Annotated in this window: 23 protein-coding genes and 1 other RNA gene; 20 read left to right on the top strand and 4 right to left on the bottom strand. The window is 46.1% G+C overall.

Annotated features, from left to right (window positions below; all coding sequences use genetic code 11):
* Positions 1–13 precede the first annotated feature (13 nt).
* From rpsI to sspB, 6 genes are all read left to right on the top strand, one after another.
* Entirely contained in the window at positions 14–406 is a 393-nt protein-coding gene (gene rpsI, locus ACXAFJ_RS10915) for a 30S ribosomal protein S9 (protein ID WP_475323381.1), read from the top strand.
* Positions 407–735: 329 nt separating this feature from the next.
* Positions 736–1,329 carry a ubiquinol-cytochrome c reductase iron-sulfur subunit gene (petA, locus tag ACXAFJ_RS10910; RefSeq protein ID WP_475323380.1) on the top strand — a complete coding sequence of 198 codons (594 nt, stop codon included), beginning with the start codon at positions 736–738 and terminating at the stop codon, positions 1,327–1,329.
* The gene (locus tag ACXAFJ_RS10905; RefSeq protein ID WP_475323378.1) at positions 1,329–2,594 is read left to right on the top strand and encodes a cytochrome b; all 1,266 of its coding nucleotides are present in this window, start codon (positions 1,329–1,331) and stop codon (positions 2,592–2,594) included. Before petA ends, ACXAFJ_RS10905 begins: the two co-directional genes overlap by 1 nt.
* On the top strand, positions 2,591–3,328 hold the full coding sequence (locus ACXAFJ_RS10900) for a cytochrome c1 (protein ID WP_475323377.1): 738 nt from the start codon (positions 2,591–2,593) through the stop codon (positions 3,326–3,328). The genes ACXAFJ_RS10905 and ACXAFJ_RS10900 overlap by 4 nt, the downstream gene beginning before the upstream one ends.
* 95 nt (positions 3,329–3,423) lie before the next feature.
* Positions 3,424–4,059, top strand: a complete 636-nt coding sequence (sspA, locus tag ACXAFJ_RS10895) for a stringent starvation protein SspA (RefSeq protein WP_475323375.1) — start codon at positions 3,424–3,426, stop codon at positions 4,057–4,059.
* 22 nt (positions 4,060–4,081) lie between these two features.
* Positions 4,082–4,582, top strand: coding sequence for a ClpXP protease specificity-enhancing factor (sspB, locus tag ACXAFJ_RS10890; protein WP_475323374.1), 501 nt, complete (start codon positions 4,082–4,084; stop codon positions 4,580–4,582).
* Between the two features lie 83 nt (positions 4,583–4,665).
* Here the strand turns inward: sspB and ACXAFJ_RS10885 are convergent, their stop codons facing one another.
* From ACXAFJ_RS10885 to ACXAFJ_RS10870, 4 genes are read right to left on the bottom strand one after another with little or no spacing between them, the layout of a single operon-like run.
* Positions 4,666–5,235 (bottom strand): BON domain-containing protein, encoded by a 570-nt coding sequence (locus ACXAFJ_RS10885; protein ID WP_475323373.1) that lies wholly within the window; start codon positions 5,233–5,235, stop codon positions 4,666–4,668.
* Between the two features lie 3 nt (positions 5,236–5,238).
* The gene (locus ACXAFJ_RS10880) at positions 5,239–5,829 is read right to left on the bottom strand and encodes a phosphoheptose isomerase (protein ID WP_475323371.1); all 591 of its coding nucleotides are present in this window, start codon (positions 5,827–5,829) and stop codon (positions 5,239–5,241) included.
* A 3-nt stretch (positions 5,830–5,832) separates the two neighbouring features.
* Positions 5,833–6,201, bottom strand: coding sequence for a YraN family protein (locus tag ACXAFJ_RS10875; protein WP_475323370.1), 369 nt, complete (start codon positions 6,199–6,201; stop codon positions 5,833–5,835).
* Entirely contained in the window at positions 6,185–8,008 is a 1,824-nt protein-coding gene (locus ACXAFJ_RS10870; protein WP_475323369.1) for a penicillin-binding protein activator, read from the bottom strand. The genes ACXAFJ_RS10875 and ACXAFJ_RS10870 overlap by 17 nt, the downstream gene beginning before the upstream one ends.
* A gap of 153 nt (positions 8,009–8,161) precedes the next feature.
* Here ACXAFJ_RS10870 and rsmI point away from each other — a divergent pair, with 153 nt between their 5' ends.
* From rsmI to ftsA, 14 genes are all read left to right on the top strand, one after another.
* Positions 8,162–9,031 carry a 16S rRNA (cytidine(1402)-2'-O)-methyltransferase gene (gene rsmI / locus ACXAFJ_RS10865; RefSeq protein ID WP_475323367.1) on the top strand — a complete coding sequence of 290 codons (870 nt, stop codon included), beginning with the start codon at positions 8,162–8,164 and terminating at the stop codon, positions 9,029–9,031.
* A 71-nt stretch (positions 9,032–9,102) separates the two neighbouring features.
* An RNA gene (rnpB, locus tag ACXAFJ_RS10860) (RNase P RNA component class A) lies at positions 9,103–9,495 on the top strand.
* A 184-nt stretch (positions 9,496–9,679) separates the two neighbouring features.
* Complete coding sequence (gene rsmH, locus ACXAFJ_RS10855; protein ID WP_475323366.1) at positions 9,680–10,630, top strand: 16S rRNA (cytosine(1402)-N(4))-methyltransferase RsmH; 951 nt, start codon at positions 9,680–9,682, stop codon at positions 10,628–10,630.
* On the top strand, positions 10,631–10,957 hold the full coding sequence (gene ftsL / locus ACXAFJ_RS10850; RefSeq protein WP_475323365.1) for a cell division protein FtsL: 327 nt from the start codon (positions 10,631–10,633) through the stop codon (positions 10,955–10,957). It abuts the gene before it with no gap.
* 6 nt (positions 10,958–10,963) lie between these two features.
* On the top strand, positions 10,964–12,703 hold the full coding sequence (locus tag ACXAFJ_RS10845; protein ID WP_475323363.1) for a penicillin-binding transpeptidase domain-containing protein: 1,740 nt from the start codon (positions 10,964–10,966) through the stop codon (positions 12,701–12,703).
* A 5-nt stretch (positions 12,704–12,708) separates the two neighbouring features.
* Complete coding sequence (gene murE / locus ACXAFJ_RS10840) at positions 12,709–14,190, top strand: UDP-N-acetylmuramoyl-L-alanyl-D-glutamate--2,6-diaminopimelate ligase (RefSeq protein WP_475323362.1); 1,482 nt, start codon at positions 12,709–12,711, stop codon at positions 14,188–14,190.
* Positions 14,187–15,563 carry a UDP-N-acetylmuramoyl-tripeptide--D-alanyl-D-alanine ligase gene (locus ACXAFJ_RS10835; RefSeq protein WP_475323361.1) on the top strand — a complete coding sequence of 459 codons (1,377 nt, stop codon included), beginning with the start codon at positions 14,187–14,189 and terminating at the stop codon, positions 15,561–15,563. Before murE ends, ACXAFJ_RS10835 begins: the two co-directional genes overlap by 4 nt.
* Positions 15,560–16,642: a phospho-N-acetylmuramoyl-pentapeptide-transferase gene (gene mraY / locus ACXAFJ_RS10830; protein WP_475323359.1), complete on the top strand. Its 1,083-nt coding sequence runs from the start codon at positions 15,560–15,562 to the stop codon at positions 16,640–16,642. The genes ACXAFJ_RS10835 and mraY overlap by 4 nt, the downstream gene beginning before the upstream one ends.
* A 16-nt stretch (positions 16,643–16,658) precedes the next feature.
* Positions 16,659–17,996, top strand: a complete 1,338-nt coding sequence (gene murD / locus ACXAFJ_RS10825) for a UDP-N-acetylmuramoyl-L-alanine--D-glutamate ligase (RefSeq protein ID WP_475323358.1) — start codon at positions 16,659–16,661, stop codon at positions 17,994–17,996.
* Positions 17,997–18,018: 22 nt separating this feature from the next.
* On the top strand, positions 18,019–19,191 hold the full coding sequence (gene ftsW / locus ACXAFJ_RS10820; protein ID WP_475324113.1) for a cell division protein FtsW: 1,173 nt from the start codon (positions 18,019–18,021) through the stop codon (positions 19,189–19,191).
* Positions 19,184–20,242: an undecaprenyldiphospho-muramoylpentapeptide beta-N-acetylglucosaminyltransferase gene (gene murG / locus ACXAFJ_RS10815; protein ID WP_475323357.1), complete on the top strand. Its 1,059-nt coding sequence runs from the start codon at positions 19,184–19,186 to the stop codon at positions 20,240–20,242. Before ftsW ends, murG begins: the two co-directional genes overlap by 8 nt.
* A gap of 8 nt (positions 20,243–20,250) precedes the next feature.
* A complete protein-coding gene (murC, locus tag ACXAFJ_RS10810; RefSeq protein ID WP_475323355.1) occupies positions 20,251–21,705 on the top strand; it encodes a UDP-N-acetylmuramate--L-alanine ligase in 1,455 nt (484 codons plus the stop codon).
* Between the two features lie 174 nt (positions 21,706–21,879).
* The gene (locus tag ACXAFJ_RS10805) at positions 21,880–22,650 is read left to right on the top strand and encodes a cell division protein FtsQ/DivIB (RefSeq protein WP_475324112.1); all 771 of its coding nucleotides are present in this window, start codon (positions 21,880–21,882) and stop codon (positions 22,648–22,650) included.
* Positions 22,634–23,896: a cell division protein FtsA gene (gene ftsA, locus ACXAFJ_RS10800; RefSeq protein ID WP_475323354.1), complete on the top strand. Its 1,263-nt coding sequence runs from the start codon at positions 22,634–22,636 to the stop codon at positions 23,894–23,896. Before ACXAFJ_RS10805 ends, ftsA begins: the two co-directional genes overlap by 17 nt.
* The last annotated feature ends 29 nt before the right edge of the window (positions 23,897–23,925 follow it).

The following is a 23,925-nucleotide window of genomic DNA, read 5'->3' as shown; positions in this document are numbered from 1 at the left end:
GGGGATTTCGAAAATGGCAGAGAATCAATACTACGGCACTGGCCGTCGCAAAAGCTCAGCTGCACGTGTTTTTATCAAACCAGGCAGCGGCAACATTGTAATCAACAAGCGTAGCCTTGACGATTACTTTGGTCGTCCAACTTCTCGTATGGTTGTTAAGCAACCTCTTGAGCTAGTTGAACTAACTGAGAAGCTAGACCTATACGTTACTGTTAAAGGTGGCGGTATTTCTGGTCAAGCGGGTGCAATCCGTCACGGTATCACTCGTGCTCTAATGGAATACGATGAGTCTCTACGTCCGACTCTACGTGCAGCTGGTTACGTTACTCGTGACGCTCGTTGCGTTGAACGTAAGAAAGTTGGTCTACGTAAAGCACGTCGTCGTCCACAGTTCTCGAAGCGTTAATTCTCTTTCAAGAGGATTGGCTCCGGTTTTTACCGGAATTCGAAGCAAAAAGCCTGGTTTTCAACCAGGCTTTTTTGTTTTTTGGCTCGAATAAAATCCAGATAACTCCTTGACTCCGGTACACAAAAAAACTTTTCTAGCCTTTTGTGATTAATCTTGCGATTTCGTTGACGCTTGTTACAAAAAAGTCTCTTTAACTTGTCAAAAAGTAGGGTTTTTGTTTATTATTTCTCCCTACAATTAGTACTAGTATATTTGTTGGAAGCAAAAACCATGCTGTCTGTGGGATTGAAGTCTATTCTTTCAGAGAGCAACTGGAGAGTGTTTGGATGAGCAATGCGCCTTTGAATCATAGTCGCAGACGTTTTTTGACCGCCACCACAGCTGTGGTCGGTGCGTTGGGAACGGCTGCTGTGGCTGTGCCTTTTATAAAATCTTGGAACCCGAGTGCTAAGGCTAAAGCAGCTGGGGCTCCTGTTGAAGTTGATGTTGGAAAACTAGAACCAGGAGGTTTGTTACGTGTTGAATGGCGTGGTAAACCGGTTTGGATCGTTCGTCGAACTCAAGAAACATTAACAACCCTAGATGGCCTAGCAAGCCAATTAAGAGATCCCGATTCCGCTGAACCACAACAGCCTGACTACGCGGTGAACACGTACCGCTCTATCAATCCCGAGTATTTTGTTGCAGTAGGGATTTGTACCCACTTAGGGTGCTCTCCGACTCATCAAAGAGGCAATTTTGGTGAGCAAGTTGAAGGTGTTAAGTCCGGCTTCTTCTGCCCGTGTCATGGTTCTAAATTCGATATGGCTGGCCGTGTATTTCAAGGGGTACCAGCGCCGACTAACTTGGCTGTCCCACCTCATATGTACCTGACCGATACACGCATTGTTATCGGTGTTGACGAAAACGGGGAGGCATAATGCAAGCGCTACTTGATTGGGTAGAAAAACGTCTACCTGCGATGAATGCTTATAAAAAGCATTTATCCGAATACCCCATGCCTAAGAACTTCAACTTTTGGTACCTTTTTGGTTCTTTAGCTATGTTGGTGTTAGTTAACCAGATACTGACAGGTATTTGGTTGACTATGAACTACGTGCCGTCTGGTGAAGGGGCATTTGCTTCTATCGAATACATCATGCGTGATGTGGAATACGGTTGGTTACTGCGATATATGCATTCAACCGGTGCATCGGCGTTCTTTGTTGTAGTCTACCTGCACATGTTCCGAGGCCTGATTTACGGTTCTTACCAAAAACCAAGAGAGCTACTTTGGTTGTTTGGTATGTTGATCTTCTTGGTGTTAATGGCTGAAGCCTTTATGGGCTACCTATTGCCTTGGGGACAAATGTCCTACTGGGGCGCACAGGTAATCATTTCTTTGTTTGGTGCAATTCCTTTTATTGGCGATGATCTAACACTTTGGATTCGCGGTGACTACGTTATCTCAGGTGCGACACTAAACCGTTTCTTTGCACTCCATGTTATTGCTTTGCCAATAGTGTTATTGCTCTTGATTGTCTTACATGTATTGGCTCTACACGAAGTAGGTTCTAATAACCCTGATGGCATTGAAACCAAATTGCCAAAAGGCAAAATGGGTGATGACTATAAGACATCATTCAAATTCCACGATTACTACAGCAAAAAATATGACATCATTGATTCAGTACCGTTCCACCCATATGGAACAGTTAAAGATCTAGTAGGTGTAGGTTTCTTCCTATTCTTGTTCTGCTACGTGTTGTTCTTTAACCCGGAGATGGGCGGCTACTTCCTTGAGCCACCTAACTTTGAAGCAGCAAATCCGCTGAAAACACCAGAGCATATCGCGCCAGTGTGGTACTTCACTCCGTTCTACGCGATTCTACGTGCAGTACCTGACAAGTTGCTCGGTGTTATTGCTATGGGCTTGTCGATTGCTGTGTTGTTTATTCTGCCTTGGTTAGATCGTTGTAAAGTGCGCTCTTACCGCTACCGCAGCAAGTTCCATTTGTTCAATATCATCCAGTTCACCATCTCGTTTATTGCGCTGGGTATTTTGGGAGCACTACCTGCTACTCCAACATATACCTTACTTGCGCAAATATTCAGTCTAGGTTACTTCATGTTCTTCGTGTTGTTGTATTACTACAGTAAAAACGAAGCAACAAAACCACTTCCAGAGAGGGTGACATACAAATGAGAAAATGGATTGTAGCGTTATTTGTTTTGTTGCCTTCACTTGCTATGGCTGCAGGACCGTCAGTACCACTTGATGCCGCGAACAATGACTTAACCGATCGCGCATCACTGCAAAGCGGTGCTAAGTTATTCATGAACTACTGTTTCGCGTGTCACTCAACTCAGTATCAACGCTATGAGCGCGTGGCAACGGATTTGGGTATTCCATTAGACATCATGAAAGAGAACTTGGTGTTTGATCCGAATGCAAAAATCGGTGATTTGATGGAAAACTCCATTCCAGATAAATCTGCGGCGAAATGGTTTGGTGCTCCACCACCAGACTTGACGCTTGTCGCTCGAGTTCGTGGCACGGATTGGTTATATACATATCTGCGTTCTTTTTATGCCGATCCATCTAGACCATTCGGCGTAAATAACACCGTTTTTCCATTGGTTGGTATGCCGCATGTACTTGAAGAGCTTCAGGGTATCCCTAACCCAGTATTTGAAACTAAAGTCGTTGACGGTCAGGAAGTTCAAGTCGTGGTTGGTGTTGAAGCTGATGGCTCAGGTGAAATGAACAAAGAAGAGTACGATCAAGCAGTTCGCGATTTGGTCAACTTCCTAGAGTACTCTGGTGACCCGGTGAAACTAGAGCGCCACGCATTAGGGTGGTGGGTAATGGGCTTCTTAGTGATCTTCACTATCCTAGCTTATCTGCTGAAGAAAGAATATTGGCGTGATGTGCACTAATTGTGCTATATTAGCGCGCTAAATTTTGTTAATTAAATTGACAATGGGGGCTTAGCCTCCATTGTTTTATTATCTGTAAGTATGCTGGAGGGCTCATGGCTGTAGCTGCCAATAAACGTTCTGTGATGACTTTGTTTTCGGGCGCATCTGATATGTATAGTCATCAGGTTCGTATTGTTCTGGCCGAAAAAGGTGTCAGCGTTGAAGTGGAATTGGTTGACGAAGCGAATTTGCCAGCTGAGTTAATCGAGTTAAACCCTTACAAAACGGTTCCGACACTGGTTGATCGTGAGTTAGCTTTGTTTGATTCCAAAATCGTAATGGAATACTTGGACGAGCGTTTTCCTCATCCACCACTAATGCCTGTTTACCCAGTTGCACGTGGTAACAGTCGTTTGATGATCTACCGTATTGAAAATAACTGGTACAGCTTAGCGAAGAAAGTGATTTCTGGTAACGCAGAAGAAGCTGACAAAGCACGTGAAAAATTGAAAAATGATTTGCTAACGCTTGCGCCAATTTTTGCTGAGTACGAATACTTCATGAGCGAAGAGTTCAGCTTGATTGACTGTTACTTAGCACCATTATTGTGGCGTCTACCTGAGTTGGGTATCGAGCTAGTTGGTCCGGGCTCAAAAGAAATTAAAGTTTACATGAACCGCGTATTTGAACGTGATTCATTCCTTGCTTCTCTAACTGAAGCTGAACGTGAGATGCGTTTAGTACGCTAATTCAACGTTGGGAAAATCGATAATGACACCACGTCGTCCATACATGTTGCGCGCCTACTATGATTGGTTGGTTGACAACGATTTGACACCGCATTTGGTGGTGGAAGCGACTTTGCCGGGTGTTCATGTTCCGATGGAGTTTGTGCAAGATGGTCAAATCATCTTAAATATTGCTCCTAGAGCGGTCGGTAACCTAGAAATGGGTAATGATACGGTTACTTTCAATGCTCGTTTTAACGGTCGACCTCACTCGGTTTATGTTCCTATGTATGCGGTTCATGCGATTTACGCGCGCGAAAATGGTGCTGGCACCATGTTCGAAGTTGAAGAGGCATACATGGACACACTGGACGAAATTGAGCAACAAGAGTTCGATATTCTCGACAGTGATGAACAAGTTGAAGAGACCGTTTTGTCCTTAGCGACCGAGCAAGAAAAAGAACCTGAACTTGAATTTGAAGGCCCAGATGATGAGCCACCAAGGCCACCTAAAGGCCGACCAAGTCTAAGAGTCGTTAAGTAAACCTAAAAAAAGCAGCGAATATTCGCTGCTTTTTTATTGGTTTTATAAAGCCATCTTTGATTAATCAATAACATCGTGACGCTTTATTTTGAATATTGGAATGCTTTCACTACACGCTTAACACCAGATACATTTCTTGCAATTTCAACAGCTTGTTCCGCATCTTGCTGAGAAACCCAGCCTGTCAAAAATACCTCTCCATCTTCGGTGATGACTTTGATTTTTTTCGCAATTAGCTCGGTTTCAGTTAACAATTGGGATTTCACCTTAGTGGTGATCCAACTGTCTTTACTGATGTCAGTCAGTGATAAAGGGGCCTTAATTCTGACTTGATTGTAAACTGAGTTGACGCCTTCCAATTGGTTAACGCGCTGAACAAATTGGTCTAATGTGCCTTGGTCAGGTGATTGTCCCATTAGTACCACGACACCCTTATAGCTACTGGCTTTAAAGCGAGTATTACCTTTGTACGGAGCTTTGTTGGCTAATCCGGCTACTTCAAATTCAATATTATTATCACGCCACATTTCCTTGGCATTGCGTTCGTCAGTAACAACATTAACGGTGGCCGCAGCGCCAGCCACGATGACGCCAGCACAACCGGCTAAAACAGACAGACAAAGACTGACTACAAGTAGTTTTATTGCTTTCATACTTTACTCTTCGTGGGTAGGGAATAGAACTTGATCAATGAGGTCACATAAGCAGTGCAAGGTAACCATATGAACTTCGTGAATACGTGGAACGCGGTGCGAAGGAATACGGATTTCCACATCGTTTTCGCCCAGTAACCCAGCCATTTCACCACCATCTTTGCCCGTTAACGCGATGATGGTCATATCACGAGTAACGGCGGCTTCCATTGCCTTGATGATGTTTTTACTGTTGCCACTGGTAGAGATGGCTAGTAGTACATCTCCTGGTTGACCTAAGGCTCGTACTTGTTTTGAGAATATCTGGTCGTAGTGATAGTCATTAGCGACGGCGGTCAAACTAGTAACATCTGCAGTTAAAGCCATGGCTGGCAAGCTTGGGCGCTCAGTCTCAAAACGGTTGAGCAGGCAGGAAACAAATTGCTGACCATTGGACGCCGAACCGCCATTACCGCAACAGAGGATTTTGTTGCCTTTAAGTAACGTGCTGACCATAGCTTGTGCGGCATGAGTGATTGCATCTGGTAGTGCTTCTGCAGCGGCGATTTGAATTTGGATGCTTTCTTTGAAGCTATCGTTAATGCTATCCAGCATTGTTTATCCTTCGTAAATTATGTTTTCTAGCCAATCGAGAGTTTGACCGTGTTGATGAATGGCAACCAGATCAAACCGGATATCACAGTGGTTAATATTCAGGCCTTTTTGTTGTAACCAGTAGTGTGCGGTCTTCACAATACGCGTTTGCTTGGCACGTCCAACGGTTTCCGCAGCATGACCAAAAGCCTGACTTTTTCGATACCTAACTTCGACAAAAACCCACGTGCTTTTGTCTTTCATTATCAGATCAATTTCTCCAAATGGAGTAGAGAAGTTGCTTGTGACAAAAGCTAACCCGTTTGAAAGCAAAAACTGTTTAGCTTGCATTTCAAAATGGTCACCTGTTTGGCGCTTAGCCGTTTTTGTCACGAATCCCCCAACTGATTTTACGTTCAATGACACACTTGTCGCCGAGTGTTAACTGGCCAGTCTGCCCTTCAACCGAGTATTGTGGCGATACCTTCATTCTAGGTAACTCAGTCATTAACTTATAGGCATCCATTCCCAGCGCTTGTAATCGTTTCTCAGCGTTACTACTTGAAGGCCAGAGCTCAGTCATTTGCTGCTCGATTCGCTGACTAGGCGATATCAATAGAGGAATATCACTGTATGTGACCCCAGAAAGATCTTCGAGTTCATTTTGACCTGTATTACTGCGTGAACTAGAGAACAGGGCTGGTGGTATGGTATCCGGGTTGATCGCGACTTCGATAAAGGGCTTGATTAAGATAAGCTCGGAGCTATTCGCGACAATATAAACTGAATCAATGTCTCTTCGACTACGCGGTTCTGTCTCCAATGGCACGTCAAGTAGCAGCTCCATTTGAGCAATATTTTGTTGGCTGCTTTGAAGACCTAGTGCTTCATTAATTTGCTTTTGCAATTGTTGAGGCTTGCCAAAATTTTGAGTGGAGACAGGCGTATCACTCAACTGTGACCACTGGTTAACAAAGCTTTCTTGAACGCGAGAGCCGAAAGAGGACTCTGGTGCAAGTAGTAAAGGATAGCGGTAGCCTAGCGCATGAAGGTATTGAGCGGCTTGCTCCACTTCTTGTTCAGGTGACAAAGCCAAATAACAGGTATTGATTCCGAATTCGTCTTGCTCAAACTGACTTTGGTCGGGAATGTTTAATGCTAAAGTCGGAATGCGCTCCGCAAATTGTTTTGAAACCGAATCGAATTCGCTGATTCTTGGTTTTGTCAGCGGTCCAACGATAAAGTCGATTCCTTTTTCAACTAAATTCGACTCTAGATTTGCCAATTCTAACGCTTCGGTATCCAGTACAGTAAGAGTGGTATCCGGTCCGCGTTGCGTATCATTCATCATGGCAAACAAGAAGCCATCGCGGATAAGTTGGGCTTGTTTGGCAAACTTGCCTGACAACGGCAGCAGCAAAGCGGTATTTTCAGGACGAGTAATCTCTAATTGCAAAACTTCAGCGAGCGCCGAAGGCGTATAGCGGGCAACCGTGTGAAGTGGATTGGCTTCCATCCAGCGTTCGATGGCGTTTTTTAGGTCCAACAAATCGTCTTGGTTCGCTTGATAAATCGTGGTGAGGTTAAGCCACTGTCGCAGCGTGCTTTCATCAGGCTGAACACTAAAAGTGGTGATTTCTTCGAACTGATAGCGGTTCAGCAAATTCCATATGGATTCGTTATTGGCGACTTGCTCGGAATCAGTAAGGTAAGGTGATAGCTGAATACGGCTTTTGGCAGCATCAAAGTAAAATAACTGCTGCTGATATGCTTGAGCTTTTAGCGTGTGGTAGCGGCGCCACTGCTCATCAGTCAGGTTCCAAGAAGGACGAAACAACAACAGCTCATTGACTTGGGCGTATTGTTGATTACTGATCAGGAGTTGGGCTCGAGCCAATTGCCATTCGACACGCTGCGTCTGACTCAGTGTTTGGCGAGAAAGTTGAATCACTAAATTCTGTGCGAGAGACGTATTGTCCTCTTGAAGTGCCGCTTTTAACGCGAGAACCAATAAATCCGTTTGCGCAGAGCCGACTGCTTTGCTTGCTTGATCAACATAGCTTTGTGCTGACTGAGTTGGTGCATTTGTTACATCAACTTGCACAGGGGTTGAGGTCTTAGGTGCACAAGCCGTCAAAATTGTCGCTATTGCGACTGGTGTCAAGAAGCGTGTTACACTGCGTCGCTTATGAGTAGTCATGGCCGTCCGTATTTTATTGGTCTAAATCCATTGCATAAAAATCAAATTCTATGCACTTGTGAGTTTTATACTCATTGAAAACGTGAAAAGAACGCATATTAGAATGCCTTCTTATTTCGGGTATATCTTAATCGCTGAATCGATGCTAAACAAATGACAAACACACTATCCGACGAACAACATCAAACTGGTGCGCTATACATAGTCCCAACTCCCATTGGTAATTTAGGCGACATCACTCACCGAGCGATAGACATACTGAATCAAGTAGATCTTATTGCAGCTGAAGATACTCGACATACGGGTAAGTTGTTAGCGCACTTCAACATTCAAACTGCTACCTTCGCCCTGCATGATCACAACGAACAGCAAAAAGCGCAAGTCTTGGTAGAAAAACTGCAGCAAGGGTTATCAGTCGCACTGGTGTCGGATGCCGGTACGCCGCTGATTAGCGATCCAGGTTACCACTTAGTTAATCAATGCCGAGACCAGGACATTCGAGTTGTGCCCCTACCGGGGCCGTCAGCCGTGATTGCGGCCTTAAGTGCATCAGGATTGCCATCCGATCGATTTAGCTTTGAGGGTTTTTTACCAGCAAAAAGCAAAGGGCGTGTCGATAAATTGTCAGAAATTGTCAAATTTCCCCATACCTGCATTTTTTACGAATCGCCGCACCGTATTTTACCGTCACTTGATGACATGCTCACCGTGTTCGGCACTGAAAGACAAGTGGTTTTGGCCAGAGAGTTGACTAAAACCTTCGAAACCATAAAGAGCTTGCCGTTAGGTGAGTTAATTGAATGGGTGAAAGCTGATAGCAACCAACAACGAGGTGAAATGGTAATTCTGATTCACGGCTATCGAGCTCCTACGACAGATGATTCACTAGCACCTGATGTTACAAAGGCGCTCACTTTACTGAGCAAAGAGTTACCACTTAAAAAAGCGGCTGCCATTGTTGCTGAACTGCATGGTCTGAAAAAAAATGCGCTGTATAAGTGGGGATTGGAGCATTTAGATTAATAAATCGTCTATTTGTTGCTTTGTTTGCGCTTTACTGGACAGGCTGCAGCTTAGTCTATACAATCCGCCACCGAGTTGACTGGGTAGTCGCTGCCTTATTGATGTCCTTCACCACGTGTGTTGGAGACTGATGAGGGGGAGGAAAGTCCGGGCTCCATAGAGCAGGGTGCCAGGTAACGCCTGGGGGGCGCAAGCCCACGACAAGTGCAGCAGAGAGAAGACCGCCGATGACCCTTCGGGGAACAGGTAAGGGTGAAAGGGTGCGGTAAGAGCGCACCGGACCACTGGTAACAGCTGGTTGCAGGGTAAACTCCACCCGGAGCAAGACCAAATAGGCCTCCACATAGCGTGGCTCGCGTTAGGAGGCGGGTAGGTTGCTTGAGCCAGTGAGCGATTGCTGGCCTAGACGAATGGCTATCATCGTGTATACGGTACAGAACCCGGCTTACAGGTCAGCTCACCTCTTTAAAGAAACCCATCGTAACCTTGTTATGATGGGTTTTTTGCTTTTTCATGACTCAGTGTACTGCTTGTGCCGTTAAACTTAGTTCAAGGTCACGCAGTGCTTTGTAAAAGTGGCGTGTTACGATGAATTCGGTACACTGTGGACAGTCTTCGCCTATGTGCGATCTAGAGAAATTAGAGACCATGTCAGATACTTTTAAACACATCTCAGTTTTACTGAATGAATCCTTAGATGGATTGGCAATCAAACCCAATGGCACTTACATCGATGGAACCTTCGGTCGTGGTGGTCACTCTCGTGCAATCCTAGCCAAATTGGGGGCGGAAGGACGTTTGTTTAGTATCGACAGAGATCCACAAGCAATTGCCGAAGCCAACAAAATTGACGATGAACGATTCACTATCGTTCACGGTCCTTTTTCAGGGATGGCAGACTACGCCGAACGATACGATTTGGTCGGTAAGGTTGACGGTGTTCTGCTTGACCTTGGGGTTTCTTCACCTCAACTGGATGATGCCGAGCGCGGTTTCAGCTTCATGAAGGATGGCCCTTTAGATATGCGCATGGACCCGACTTCGGGTATCCCAGTCTCGCAATGGTTAGTAGAAGCGGATTTGGACGATATCACTTGGGTAATTCGAGAGTTTGGCGAAGACAAACACGCCCGTCGCATCGCGAAAGCCATTGTTGCTTATCGTGAAAACGAAGAAAACGAACCTCTGACTCGCACCTCTCAGCTGGCAAAACTCATTTCCGACAATGCACCAAAAAGCTTTAAAGAGAAAAAGCACCCGGCAACACGAGCATTTCAGGCATTTCGCATTTACATCAACAGTGAGTTAGAAGAGATTGATACCGCATTGAAAGGGGCAGCCAGTATTTTGGCTCCAGAAGGGCGTTTGTCTGTGATTAGCTTTCACTCTCTGGAAGACCGAATGGTGAAGCGCTTTATCCGCAAAGAGAGCAAAGGTCCAGAAGTTCCGGCTGGGATACCAATGACAGAAGCCCAAATAAAAGCCTTGGGTGAGCCGAATTTAAAACCGATTGGCAAAGCAATAAAACCCAGCGCTCAAGAAGTAGAAGTCAACCCAAGGTCGCGTAGCTCAGTGTTGCGAGTTGCAGAGAAACGATAAATGCGTTTTTTGCCTGACTTTGATACCCATTTAGCCAAAACGCTGCTAAGTCAGCTTTTTAGAAAAGGCTGGTTGCCTTTGTTGGGCTTGATGATGGTGTTTGTCAGTGCAATTTCTGTCGTCTTAGTCACTCATAAAACCCGGGTAGCCATTCACGAAAAAGAGCAAGCTTTGAGCGAGCGTGAGCGATTAGATAGTGAATGGCGTAACTTGCTGTTGGAGGAAATGGCCCTGTCTGAACACAGTCGTGTACAAGATACAGCACAGCAAGAAATGCAAATGCAGCGCCCCGAGCCTGATAAAGAAGTTGTGATACTTCTGGAATAACGATCGATGACTGCTAAAAACCAAACTGCTGTTACCCCCAGCTCAGAGAAAGCAAGCGACACGCCATCCCCGGAGTTAATTCGCTGGCGCTTTTACTTAGTGCTCACCGTCGTGCTACTCATATTTGCAGCCCTTGTTGCAAGGGTGGCTTACATTCAAGTTATTGAGCCTGACAACCTAATAAAGCAAGGCGATTTACGCTCAGTTCGTGCACAAACACTTCACTCCGCTCGCGGTATTATTTCTGATACCAATGGCGAGCCTTTAGCGGTCAGTGTTCCCGTTCTCGCAGTTTGGGCTGATCCGGCCACCATCTTTAAACACAATGCGTTGCAACACCAAGAACGTTGGCATGCTTTAGCAGATGTCCTTGGTCTAGATCGCCAGCAGCTAATCAAAAAAATCAAAGCCAACGAAACCCGCCGCTTTATCTATTTGCAACGCCAAGTCAGTGCGGCCATGGCTAACTATATTCGACAATTAAAGCTGCCAGGTATTGGCCTCAAGCAGGAATCAAAACGCTATTATCCTGCGGGTGAGGTGAGTGCTCACTTGGTTGGGGTGACCGGAATAGACGGAACCGGACTCGAAGGCGTAGAAAAGCGCTACGATAAGTGGTTATCCGGTGAAGCGGGCAAACGCATTATTCGCAAAGACCGTTACGGCAAGGTGGTCGAAAACATTGCGCTTGAGGAGCAAGAGCAAGGCAAACCGCTGACAATGACCATTGACCAGCGAATTCAATCCATTGCTTACCGAGCCATAAAACAGGCCGTTGCCGATTTTAGAGCGACGTCTGGTTCCGCCGTTTTGGTCGATGTGAAAACGGGTGCCGTTTTAGCCATGGTCAATGCGCCATCTTACAACCCGAACAATCGCTCCGATTTACAGTCGTTTAAAATGCGAAATCGAGTGATGACCGATTCACTGGAGCCAGGATCGACGGTGAAACCTTTTGCGGTGTTAGCGGCAATGGAATACGGTATTGCCGACAAAAATACTATAGTCGACACTGGCCACGGTCTGATGCAAATTGGTGGCAGCCGAGTTCGAGACGTGTCCAAGGTCGGCAAGGCTGACCTGACTACGATTTTGAAGAAATCGAGTAACATTGGTGTGGCCAAACTAGCGTTAGAAATGCCAATTCAAGAATTGCTTGGCTTTTATAGCTCAGTCGGATTTGGCCAGCTTTCGGGCTTGAGTTTAATTGGAGAGACCGCCGGTATTTTCCCTAATCGTCGTCGCTGGTCAAAATTTGAGATTGCCACCTTATCATTTGGTTACGGTTTGGCGGTAACACCAATTCAATTAGTCCACGCCTACGCGACGCTAGCCAATTTAGGCCGCTACCAACCGATTCATATTATCAAGAGCAATCAAACCGACGATTTTTCCCGTCAGGTAATCAGCGAAAAAAACGCTCGAATTGTGTTGGATATGATGGAAACCGTTACTCAGCCGGGAGGCACCGCCACCAAAGCGGCGGTGCCGGGTTATCGCGTCGCGGCTAAAACCGGAACATCGAGAAAAGCCAAAGCAGGTGGTTACAGTGACGAGTACGTCACCTTAAGTGCTGGAATAGCCCCTGTGTCTAATCCTAGATTGGCATTGGTGGTGATCGTAAACGAACCGCAGGGTGACAAATATTATGGCGGCTCGGTCGCGGCACCTGTGTTTTCCGAAATAATGAAAGGTGCGCTACAGATTCTCAATATCGCACCTGATGCTAAGTCTTTAAATGAGTAAGCAGTATGATTAAGACTTCCCTAATTGCACTTATCGCCCGTCATTACCCTGATTTGTCCGGGCTATCAATTCCCAACATTGACATCTCCGAGTTGGTATTGGATAGCCGAGTGCTCAAACGCGGTGATACTTTTGTTGCTGTCAATGGTCACAGTGTCGACGGTCGTCGCTTTATTCCCAATGCGGTTGATGCCGAGGTCAACCTGATCTTGGCCGAATCGAGCTGTAATCAAGGCTCGTTAGAGTGGATTGGTACAACTCCGGTGCTTTATTTGCCCCTCCTGGCAGAAAAGCTTTCAGAAATTTCCTTGTTTTGTTACCCAGTCGAACAGCCTTTGGTTGCAGTTACCGGGACGAATGGCAAAACAACCGTGACTCAATTGATTGCTCAATGGACCAACTTACTTGGGCAAAAAGCGGCAGTTCTTGGAACCGCTGGCAATGGTTTTCTAGACGATTTGCAGCAAGCAGCGAATACAACTGGAAGTGCAATCGATATTGCTAAACAGTTACACAGTTTAGAGCAATGTGGTGCGACACTTACCGCGTTAGAGGTGTCATCTCACGGGCTGATTCAAAATCGCGTTAAAGGGCTGCCTTTTTCAGTTTCTTTATTCACCAACCTGACGCGAGATCATCTCGATTATCACGGCACCATGGCAGAATATGAGGCCGCGAAAAAATTACTATTCACCACTCATCAAACACACAGAGCTGTCATCAATGTCGATGATCCTGTTGGCAAGCGCTGGCATCAAGAGCTAACAAACGCCGTGGGTGTTTCGTTGGTAACGAATCATTCTTCTACCGAGAACATGGTGTTTGCGACGGGTGTTATTTATTCCGAACAGGGATTCGCCCTTAATTACGACGGCGTTTATGGCAGTGGTGAGTTAGCGGTGCCTTTGATAGGTGAGTTCAATGCCAATAATGTCCTATTGGCATTCACTGCATTGTTATCCTTGGGTTACGAGAAACAATTACTGACAGAAGCCGCGCAACAACTTAGGCCTGTCATCGGTCGTATGGAACTCTTTCAAAACGCTGACAAACCCAAAGTAGTGGTTGATTATGCTCATACCCCAGACGCACTAGAAAAAGCGTTAAGAGCATTGAGAGTGCATTGTTCTGGAAAACTGTGGGCGATTTTTGGTTGTGGTGGTGACAGAGATACAGGCAAACGCCCCATGATGGCCGATATTGGTGAAACTCTTGCAGATGTTGTGGTGCTGACAGACGATAACCCTCGCAGCGAAGCGCCAGAGCAGATTGTCAAAGATATGCTTCAAGGTATGAAAAATCCGGAGTTGGCGGTGGTGAAGCATGACCGTCAGCAGGCCCTAGAATATGCCGTCGCGCAAGCGGGTCCGGAAGATATCATTTTATTAGCAGGCAAAGGCCACGAAGATTATCAAGTCTTTGCTGATCGCACGGTTCATTATTCTGATCGAGAAACCGCTCAAGCATTGTTGGAGGCTTCCCTGTGATTTCACTTCTTTTATCTGAAATTGCCAACGAGTGTGGTGGCACATTGTACGGTGAGGATATTGCGATTGGGTCGCTGTCCACAGATAGTCGCAGTATTCAAGCCGGAGACGTTTTTCTGGCAATTGTGGGTGATAAGTTTGATGGGCATTCACATGCTGAAAGTGCGACAGAAAAAGGCGCGTCTGCACTTGTTGTCAGCCGAAAACAAAACCTGACGATTCCACAAGTTGTTGTGCAAGATACCAAACAGGCCTTGGGTAAAATTGGATCTTTGGTACATCGACGTTGTGATATTCCCACTGTCGCCATTACCGGAAGTTGCGGAAAAACGACGGTTAAAGAGATGCTGGCGAGTATTTTGTCACTGCGCGGTAATGTCTTGTTCACCAATGGCAACTTCAATAACGATATTGGTGTTCCGCTTACTCTATTAAGAGCAGAACCTGAGCACGACTATGCAGTGATTGAGCTCGGCGCCAACCATATTGGCGAGATCGCCTACACTACACAGCTTGTCAATCCCGATATTGCCATGGTCAACAATGTGGCGGCCGCCCATTTAGAAGGTTTTGGTTCAATCGATGGTGTGAAACAGGCTAAAGGCGAAATTTACCAAGGGTTATCCGCTGAGCAACCGGCCATCGTCAACCTCGATAGCCATGGTGAAGGCTATTGGAATGAAGTGTTGGCTGATAAACGTGTTGTGACTATTTCACTAGATAAATCTGATGCCGACTTTTTTGCTACTGATATTGTTGTGAACGATAACGGTGGCGTGAGTTTTACATTAAATACTCCAAATGGTTCACAAGCGGTTTCACTGGGGTTAGTGGGCAAGCACAATGTTGCCAATGCGATTGCTGCAGCTGCTCTGGCAACCCAACTGAATCTGGACAATGCGACGATTGCCCAAGGTTTGGCCAAACTGAACAAAGTGAAAAGCCGAGTTGATGTTGTTGAACTCAATGACAATTTACGCCTTATCGATGATGCTTATAACGCCAGTGTTCCCGCTATGTTCGCGGCGATAGACTTGCTCGGCAATTATCAAGGCAGTAAATGGTTAATTTTGGGGAGTATGGCGGAGTTAGGTGAGCAAAGTCTTGAACTTCACAGCCAAGTCGGACAACATGCTGCCCCTTTTGAATTTGAACAAGTGCTGACCTACGGTGACGATGCCAAAGTCATCAGTGACATCTGCAATAATGGTGTTTGCCACGGTCAGCATTTTGAGTCACACCAAACCATGATCGATTACATCACGGTGTTACTCGAAAACAATAAACACGCGCAGACCACATTGTTGGTCAAAGGAGCCTTGTCTTCTGGAATGGGACAAATCGTTTCTGCGCTCAAGGAGAAGTATCAATGATTATTTGGCTGGCGGAACTGTTACAACCGCATTTTTCTTTTTTTCGACTGTTCGAATATTTGTCGTTCCGAGCCATTGTCAGCGTTCTTACCGCACTAGGGATTTCTCTTTGGATGGGACCTAAGCTGATTGAGCGTTTACAGCTTCTGCAAATCGGCCAAGTGGTTCGTCACGATGGTCCTGAATCTCACCTCAGCAAACGCGGTACACCCACCATGGGCGGCGTAATGATCTTAACGGCAATCATTGTCACTGTGCTGCTTTGGAGTGATCTCACTAACCCGTATATCTGGGCTGTATTAACAGTTCTTGTTGGTTACGGTGCGGTTGGTTTTGTCGACGATTATCGCAAAGTAGTTAGGAAAAATACCGCTGGATTGATTGCCCGCTGGAAGTATTTTTGGCAGTCAACTATTGCGTTGGTAGTGGCTTTTGCTTTGTATGCCCACGGCAAAGACACCGCCGCGACTCAACTTGTGGTTCCTTTCTTTAAAGATGTGATGCCACAGTTGGGCTTGTTTTACGTCATTTTGACCTACTTTGTGATTGTCGGAACCAGTAACGCGGTGAATTTAACCGATGGTTTGGATGGGTTGGCGATCATGCCAACTGTGCTGGTGGCAGCAGGTTTTGCTGCGATTGCATGGGCAACGGGTAATGTGAATTTTGCCGAGTACCTACATATTCCTTATATTCCGGAATCTTCAGAGTTGGTGGTGGTGTGTACCGCAATTGTTGGTGCTGGACTGGGCTTCTTGTGGTTCAACACTTACCCAGCCCAAGTATTTATGGGTGATGTCGGCTCATTGGCATTAGGTGGTGCATTGGGGACAATTGCCGTGTTGGTGCGTCAAGAGTTTGTTCTGGTCATCATGGGCGGTGTGTTTGTGATGGAAACCATTTCAGTGATTCTCCAAGTGGGTTCATACAAACTTCGTGGGCAACGAATATTTAGAATGGCGCCAATTCACCATCACTACGAGTTAAAAGGCTGGCCAGAGCCAAGAGTAATTGTTCGCTTTTGGATTATTTCTATCGTGCTAGTACTGATTGGTTTAGCGACACTTAAGATTCGATAGTAGGAGTACTCACGCAGTGAACCGAGAGTGGCAAGGTGTAAAAAATGTCGTGGTTGTCGGTCTGGGAATTACCGGATTGTCTGTCGTTCGGTTTTTGCAGCGCTTACCGCAAACACTGTCGATTCGAGTAATCGATACCCGCGCTAATCCACCAGGACAGGAAACATTAAGTGATTCCATTGAACTGCATTGCGGTAGCTGGAATACAGAGTGGTTACAAGGCGCCGATTTGCTGGTGGTGAACCCCGGTATCGCATTATCTACACCGCAAATTCAATCGGTCATTGAACGTGGTATTCGCGTTGTCGGTGATATTGAGCTTTTTGCATGGCACGTTGATAAGCCAGTTGTTGCCATTACCGGTTCTAATGGAAAGAGTACCGTTACCGACCTTGCTGGTGTGGCTGCTAACGCTGCTGGCATCAAAACGGCGATAGGGGGCAACATAGGTGTCCCAGCTCTAGATCTTTTAGAGACGGACTCAGACCTTTATATTCTTGAGCTTTCCAGTTTTCAGTTAGAAACGACCCACAGTTTGCAACTAAAAGCAGCCGCGTTTTTAAACTTGAGTGAAGATCATATGGATCGCTATCAAGGAATGGAAGATTACCGGCGGGCCAAGCTGCGTATCTTTGATCATGCTGAGACGGCTATTGTTAATCTAGATGATCAGCAAACTCACCCTGAAAACCTAAATACTCATCCTGCCAAGAAGATTACTTTTAGCGTTGATTCTATAGCCGACTATTACTTGGATTCTTACGGCTCTCTAATGGTGGGTGATCGCGCCGTCCTCAAAGCCAATCAGCTAAGTTTGGTGGGACGACACAATGCGGCAAATGTGCTGGTGGTGATGGCATTGTTAAACACAGTGGGTGCAAACATCGAACTGGCACTGGAGGCAATTCGCCAATACAGCGGATTATCGCACCGATGCCAACTTGTAACCGAGCACTCTGGCGTGATGTGGGTTAATGACTCAAAAGCGACCAATGTTGCGAGTACTTTGGCCGCGTTAACTGGCTTAGGTATTGACGGGAAGCTTTACTTACTTGTTGGCGGAGACGGTAAAGGTGCAGATTTTTCTGATTTAGCCCCCGCTTTAGAAAAGCTCAACCATCAACTGTGCTGCTTTGGTCGCGATGGCGAGCGATTCTTAGAACTATCGTCCAGTTCAAGTGGATATGACACAATCGAAGACGTGTTGAGCCATATCACACCGCGACTAAACGCCGGTGATATGGTGATGTTATCGCCAGCGTGCGCCAGCTTTGACCAGTTCAGTAATTTTATGGCTCGAGGTGATGCCTTTATTGAGCTCGCTCGTCGTTATTCGAAATTGGTTAAAAACTAAAAGGACGTAACCAGTGAGTTGGATTCAGACATTGCAGTTCAAAAGCAGTAATGATCAAGTCAATCAACGTCAGTTGGACTTGCAACTTGTTTTTATTGCTTTTGGACTGATGTTGACCGGCTTGGTGATGGTGACTTCGGCGTCCATTCCGGTGAGTGAACGCCTTACCGATGGTCCATTCCATTTTATGGCTAAGCAAGCGGTTTTCCTGTTGGCTGGCATAATCAGCGCGACGATTGTTCTGCTGTTACCGATTCAGTTTTGGCAGCGTATTAGTCCAATTCAATTAGGGGTGACATTAATCTTACTGGTCGTGGTATTGGCTGTTGGTAAAACAGTAAACGGTGCATCGCGCTGGATTCCATTGGGTGTGTTCAACATGCAACCCGCGGAACTTGCCAAGCTATCTTTGTTTATTTTTATGGCCAGTTATCTCACTCGACGCAACGAAGAAGTACGCTCTTCGTTTAAGGGCGGCTTTATTAAGCCACTGGTAATCTTCACCGTTTTAGCGGTGTTATTACTGGCGCAACCCGACTTGGGAACCGTTGTTGTCATGTTGGTCACCTTGTTTGGTATGTTGTTTATTGCGGGAGCCAAGCTCGGACAGTTTATTGCCTTGATGGTTGCCGGTATTGGTGCGGTTATTGGCCTTATTCTCATTGAACCCTATCGAATGCGCCGTGTTACCTCGTTTCTTGAGCCATGGGAAGATCCTTTTGGTAGTGGCTATCAATTGACACAATCTTTGATGGCATTTGGCCGCGGCAATTGGTTAGGGCAAGGCTTGGGTAATTCGATTCAAAAGCTCGAGTATCTTCCCGAAGCACATACGGATTTTGTGTTTGCGGTGATCGCCGAAGAGTTGGGCTTTGTCGGTGTTGTCTTGATTTTGCTACTGATATTCAGTTTGGTGATTAAATCTATGTTAATCGGCAGAAATGCGTTTTCGGTTAATCACAGTTTTGGTGGCTATCTGGCATTTGGTATTGGAATTTGGTTTGCATTTCAAACTTTGGTCAATGTTGGCGCTTCGGCCGGCTTAGTACCGACAAAAGGTTTGACCTTACCTCTGATTAGCTACGGTGGTTCTAGCTCGATTGTCATGGCAGTTGCGGTCGCCATGTTAATTCGCATTGATTACGAATACCGACAAGAAAAACAATTATTAAACGAAGAAACAAATAATGAGTAAACGTTTGTTAGTGATGGCTGGGGGCACTGGAGGGCATGTGTTCCCGGGGCTTGCGGTCGCGAAAAAGTTACAACAACAGGGCTGGCAAGTGCGTTGGCTTGGTACAGCGGACCGCATGGAAGCGGAATTGGTCCCTAAACACGGAATCGAGATAGATTTTATTCAGGTTAAAGGGTTACGAGGCCAAGGTATTGTAAAGTGGCTAACCGCGCCGCTGCAGATTGTTAAAGCCATTGGCCAAGCTCGACAACACATGGAAAAGTATCAGCCTGATGTGGTACTCGGCATGGGCGGTTATGTCAGTGGACCGGGAGGCGTTGCAGCTCGGTCGTTGCGAATCCCGTTGGTACTTCATGAGCAAAATGCGGTAGCGGGCTTAACCAATCAGTGGTTGGCAAAAATGGCTCAGCGGGTTTTTCAAGCGTTTCCAGGGGCATTTGAACACGCTTCAGTGGTCGGCAACCCAGTTAGGAGTGATATTACGGCATTAACTGATGTTGCGCAGCGCTATGGAACTAGACAAGGACCCATTAGAGTTTTGGTGATGGGCGGTAGTCAAGGTGCGCGAATACTCAATCACACTTTACCTGAATCCATGAAGTTACTTAACAATTCTGAGTTTGAAGTGTTTCATCAATCGGGAAAAGGAAACCAAGCCGATGTCGAATCTCGTTATCAGGCTGCTGGTTTTGATAACGTAACAGTTAAAGAATTTATCGACGATGTTGCTGAGCGCTATCAGTGGGCTGATGTTGTGGTCTGCCGCTCGGGCGCACTTACGGTTTCAGAAGTTTCTTGTGCGGGTGTTGCGGCGATTTTTATCCCTTTCATGCACAAAGACAGGCAGCAGGCGTTAAATGCAGATCACTTAGTCAATGGCGATGCCGCCATCATGATTGAACAGCCCGATTTAACTGCAGAGCGACTCGCTGCAACACTAGCAGAACTCGATCGCCAAAAATTGCAAAGCATGGCTGAAAAGTCGCGTCAGTTGGCCAAATTTGATGCCGATACTGTGGTCGCGCAAGCCATTCAAGAATTAGTAAAATGAGTGAACCAATGAATATAGAGCAAATTCCAAACCTAAGTCAGATTCGGGCAATTATTCCGGAAATGCGCCGAGTGAAGTGCATCCACTTTATTGGTATTGGTGGGGCGGGGATGAGTGGGATTGCCGAAGTACTTTTGAATGAAGGCTACCAAATTACCGGTTCAGATGTGGCGCAGAATCCAGTCACTGAACGCTTGTCTGCCAAAGGTGCCAAGGTTTACCTCGGCCATGCAAGTGAAAATGTCGAGCAGGCAAGCGTAGTCGTTGTGTCTACGGCAATTGACGAGTCGAATCCGGAGATTGTCGCGGCTCGAACGGCGCGTATTCCAATTGTTCGCCGAGCTGAAATGTTAGCAGAACTTATGCGTTTTCGCCATGGTATTGCCGTTGCGGGTACGCACGGCAAAACTACAACTACGGCATTGGTCACCCAGATTTATTCTGAAGCTGGCCTTGATCCGACCTTTATCAATGGCGGTTTAGTTAAGAGTGCGGGCACCAATGCACGACTTGGGTCTAGCCGTTACTTAATTGCAGAAGCGGATGAAAGCGACGCTTCTTTTTTGCATTTGCAACCAATGGTCAGCATTGTCACCAATATCGAAGCGGATCACATGGATACCTACGGCGGTGACTTTGCCAAACTCAAGCAAACCTTCATTGATTTTCTGCATAATCTGCCATTTTATGGTCAGGCCATTATGTGTATTGATGATGAAGTGATTCGTGAGTTACTGCCATCCATCTCTCGTCAGGTTATTACTTATGGCTTTTCAGAAGAGGCGGACGTTCGGATAGAAAACTACCGACAAGTCGGGCAGCAAGGTTTGTTTACTGTGGTTCGTAATAATCGAGCCCCGCTGGAAATTACATTAAATATTCCAGGTCGTCATAACGCATTAAATGCCGCTGCCGCTATTGCCGTAGCAACGGAAGATGACATAGCTGATCAAGCAATTTTAAACGCCATGATTGGCACCCAAGGAACCGGACGACGCTTTGAGCATCTTGGGCAATTTGACACAGGGAACGGCCAAGCAATGTTGGTGGATGACTACGGACACCACCCAACGGAAGTTGACGTAACCATTCAAGCGGCTCGAAACGGTTGGTCTGACAAACGCCTAGTGATGATCTTCCAACCGCACCGCTATAGCCGAACTCGGGATTTATACGATGACTTTGCCAATGTGCTAGAAAAAGTCGATGTTTTGATCATGTTAGATGTGTATGCAGCGGGTGAAACTCCGATTTCAGGCGCTGATGGTCGAGCTCTATGCCGCACGATCCGCTCTCGCGGTAAAGTTGATCCGATTTTTGTCGCCAATAATGACGACTTGCCTTCAACGCTTGCTAGCGTGATCAAAGACAATGATTTGGTACTGACTCAAGGCGCAGGTGATGTCGGAAAAGTGGCGAAGAATTTGGCTTCGTTACAACTGAATATCGAAAAAATGAAGTAATCAAGCCTTTGGGAGCGAGCAAAGTGACCGTTACAAGGCTTGCTCTGCCAACTGGTTCACAGTATTTAATACTCTAACAAACTCAAGTGTAATCATTGCTGTCCAGCCTAGGTATACTCTAGGCTGGACGCATTTCGAATTCCGAGAACGCCCTTGACCGCAATATCAGCTGAAATGAACGAAGAATTTGTTGAACCAAGCCTGTGGAAAAAGCATGGGGCGGGCGCTGCATTTTTGTCGTTTTCGATTGCTTTGATTTTGTATGTTGGGCTGGCAACTTGGCAATGGATGTTGGACAAAGACCGATTGCCACTCTCTAAACTCATTTTAGAAAGTGAAATGCAATACGTCACAACACAGGATGTGCAACGGGCACTCACACAAGTACCGTCTCTAGGGACGTTTATGTCTCAAGATGTGTTGGACATTCAAGCGGCTGTTGAGTCAATTGATTGGGTCGCTAGAGCATCGGTCAGAAAACAATGGCCCGATACGTTAAAAATTTATCTTGTTGAACATCAGCCAGCCGCAATCTGGAATGGCATTTCTCTACTCAATAATAACGGAGAGGTGTTTCACGGTGATATAGGGCTCATTCACCAAGAGCAAGTAAAGCTATACGGGCCAGACGGCTCGAGCCAAGAAGTCTTAGAACGCTATAGACAGGTTTTAGAACAATTCAGCTCGTACGGGCTGAGTATTAGCTCTCTATTGTTGAATGAACGCCGAGCTTGGCAAATTATTTTAACCAACGGTATTCGATTGGAATTAGGTAAAGGTTGGCGAGAAGAGAGATTACTGCGCTTTTTTACGTTGTATCGCCAGTTAGGCGAATCGCGTGAGAAGGTCAGTTATATCGATTTGCGATACGACACAGGGGCCGCAGTAGGCTGGATCCCTGAACCAGAATTAGAACAAGAGATTGTTGATGACCAAGACATATGATGACAATTTGATTGTTGGCCTAGACATTGGCACAGCAACGGTAAACGCGCTGGTCGGCGAAGTCTTGCCAGATGGTCAGATCAACATTATCGGCGCAGGCTCAAGTCCGTCTAGAGGAATGGATAAAGGTGGCGTCAATGATCTTGAGTCTGTTGTCAAATCCGTGCAGCGCGCGGTTGACCAGGCCGAGCTCATGGCTGAGTGCCAGATCACAAAAGTGTACCTTTCTTTGTCAGGAAAGCACATTGGCAGCAGAATTGAAAAAGGAATGGGAACCATTTCTGATGAGGAAGTGTCACAGGAAGACATGGACCGTGCGATTCACACTGCTAAATCGATAAAGATCACCGATGAACAGCGAATTCTGCACGTAATTCCTCAAGAATTTACCATTGACTACCAAGAGGGAATTAAAAACCCACTTGGTTTGTCTGGTGTGCGGATGGAAGTAAGTGTTCACCTTATTTCTTGTCACAACGATATGGCCCGTAATATTATCAAGGCCGTTGAGCGATGTGGTCTTGAAGTTGAACAGCTAGTTTACTCTGGCTTGGCTGCAAGTAACTCGGTGATTACCGAAGACGAACGCGAGTTAGGAGTCTGTTTAGTTGATATTGGCGCAGGCACCATGGATGTCGCTATTTGGACGGGTGGAGCGCTGCGTCACACTGAAGTTTTCTCATATGCGGGAAATTCAGTGACAAGTGACATTGCTTTTGCATTTGGAACACCAGTAAATGATGCAGAAGAGATCAAAGTAAAGTATGGTTGTGCGCTTAGCGAAAAAGTGAGTAAAGATGACACAGTTAACGTTCCTAGCGTTGGAGGTCGTCCATCTCGCAGTCTTCAGAGACAAACGTTGTCCGAAGTAATTGAACCTCGCTACACTGAGCTTATGGGTTTAGTGAACCAGACTATCGATCGCGTGCAAAATGAGCTTCGCGAAAACGGTATTAAACATCACCTTGCTGCAGGTGTTGTTTTGACTGGCGGAGCAGCTCAAATAGATGGTTTAACAGAATGCGCGGAACGCGTGTTCAGAAATCAAGTGAGGATAGGGAATCCGCTCGAAGTGAGTGGCTTGACTGATTATGTCAAAGAACCCTATCACTCTACTGCAGTTGGCTTGTTGCATTACGCTCGAGATAGTCAAATTCACGATGAAAGTGATTTGATGGAAACACAGCAACCGTCCGGTAGTGGCTGGTTTAGCAAAGTGCGTAATTGGATACAAAAAGAGTTTTAACCTGAGATACAGGAAAGCGGAGATAACAA

The sequence above is a fragment of the Vibrio sp. ABH4_348 genome (assembly GCF_056159765.1).
This window is presented reverse-complemented; position numbering and strand designations above follow the sequence as displayed.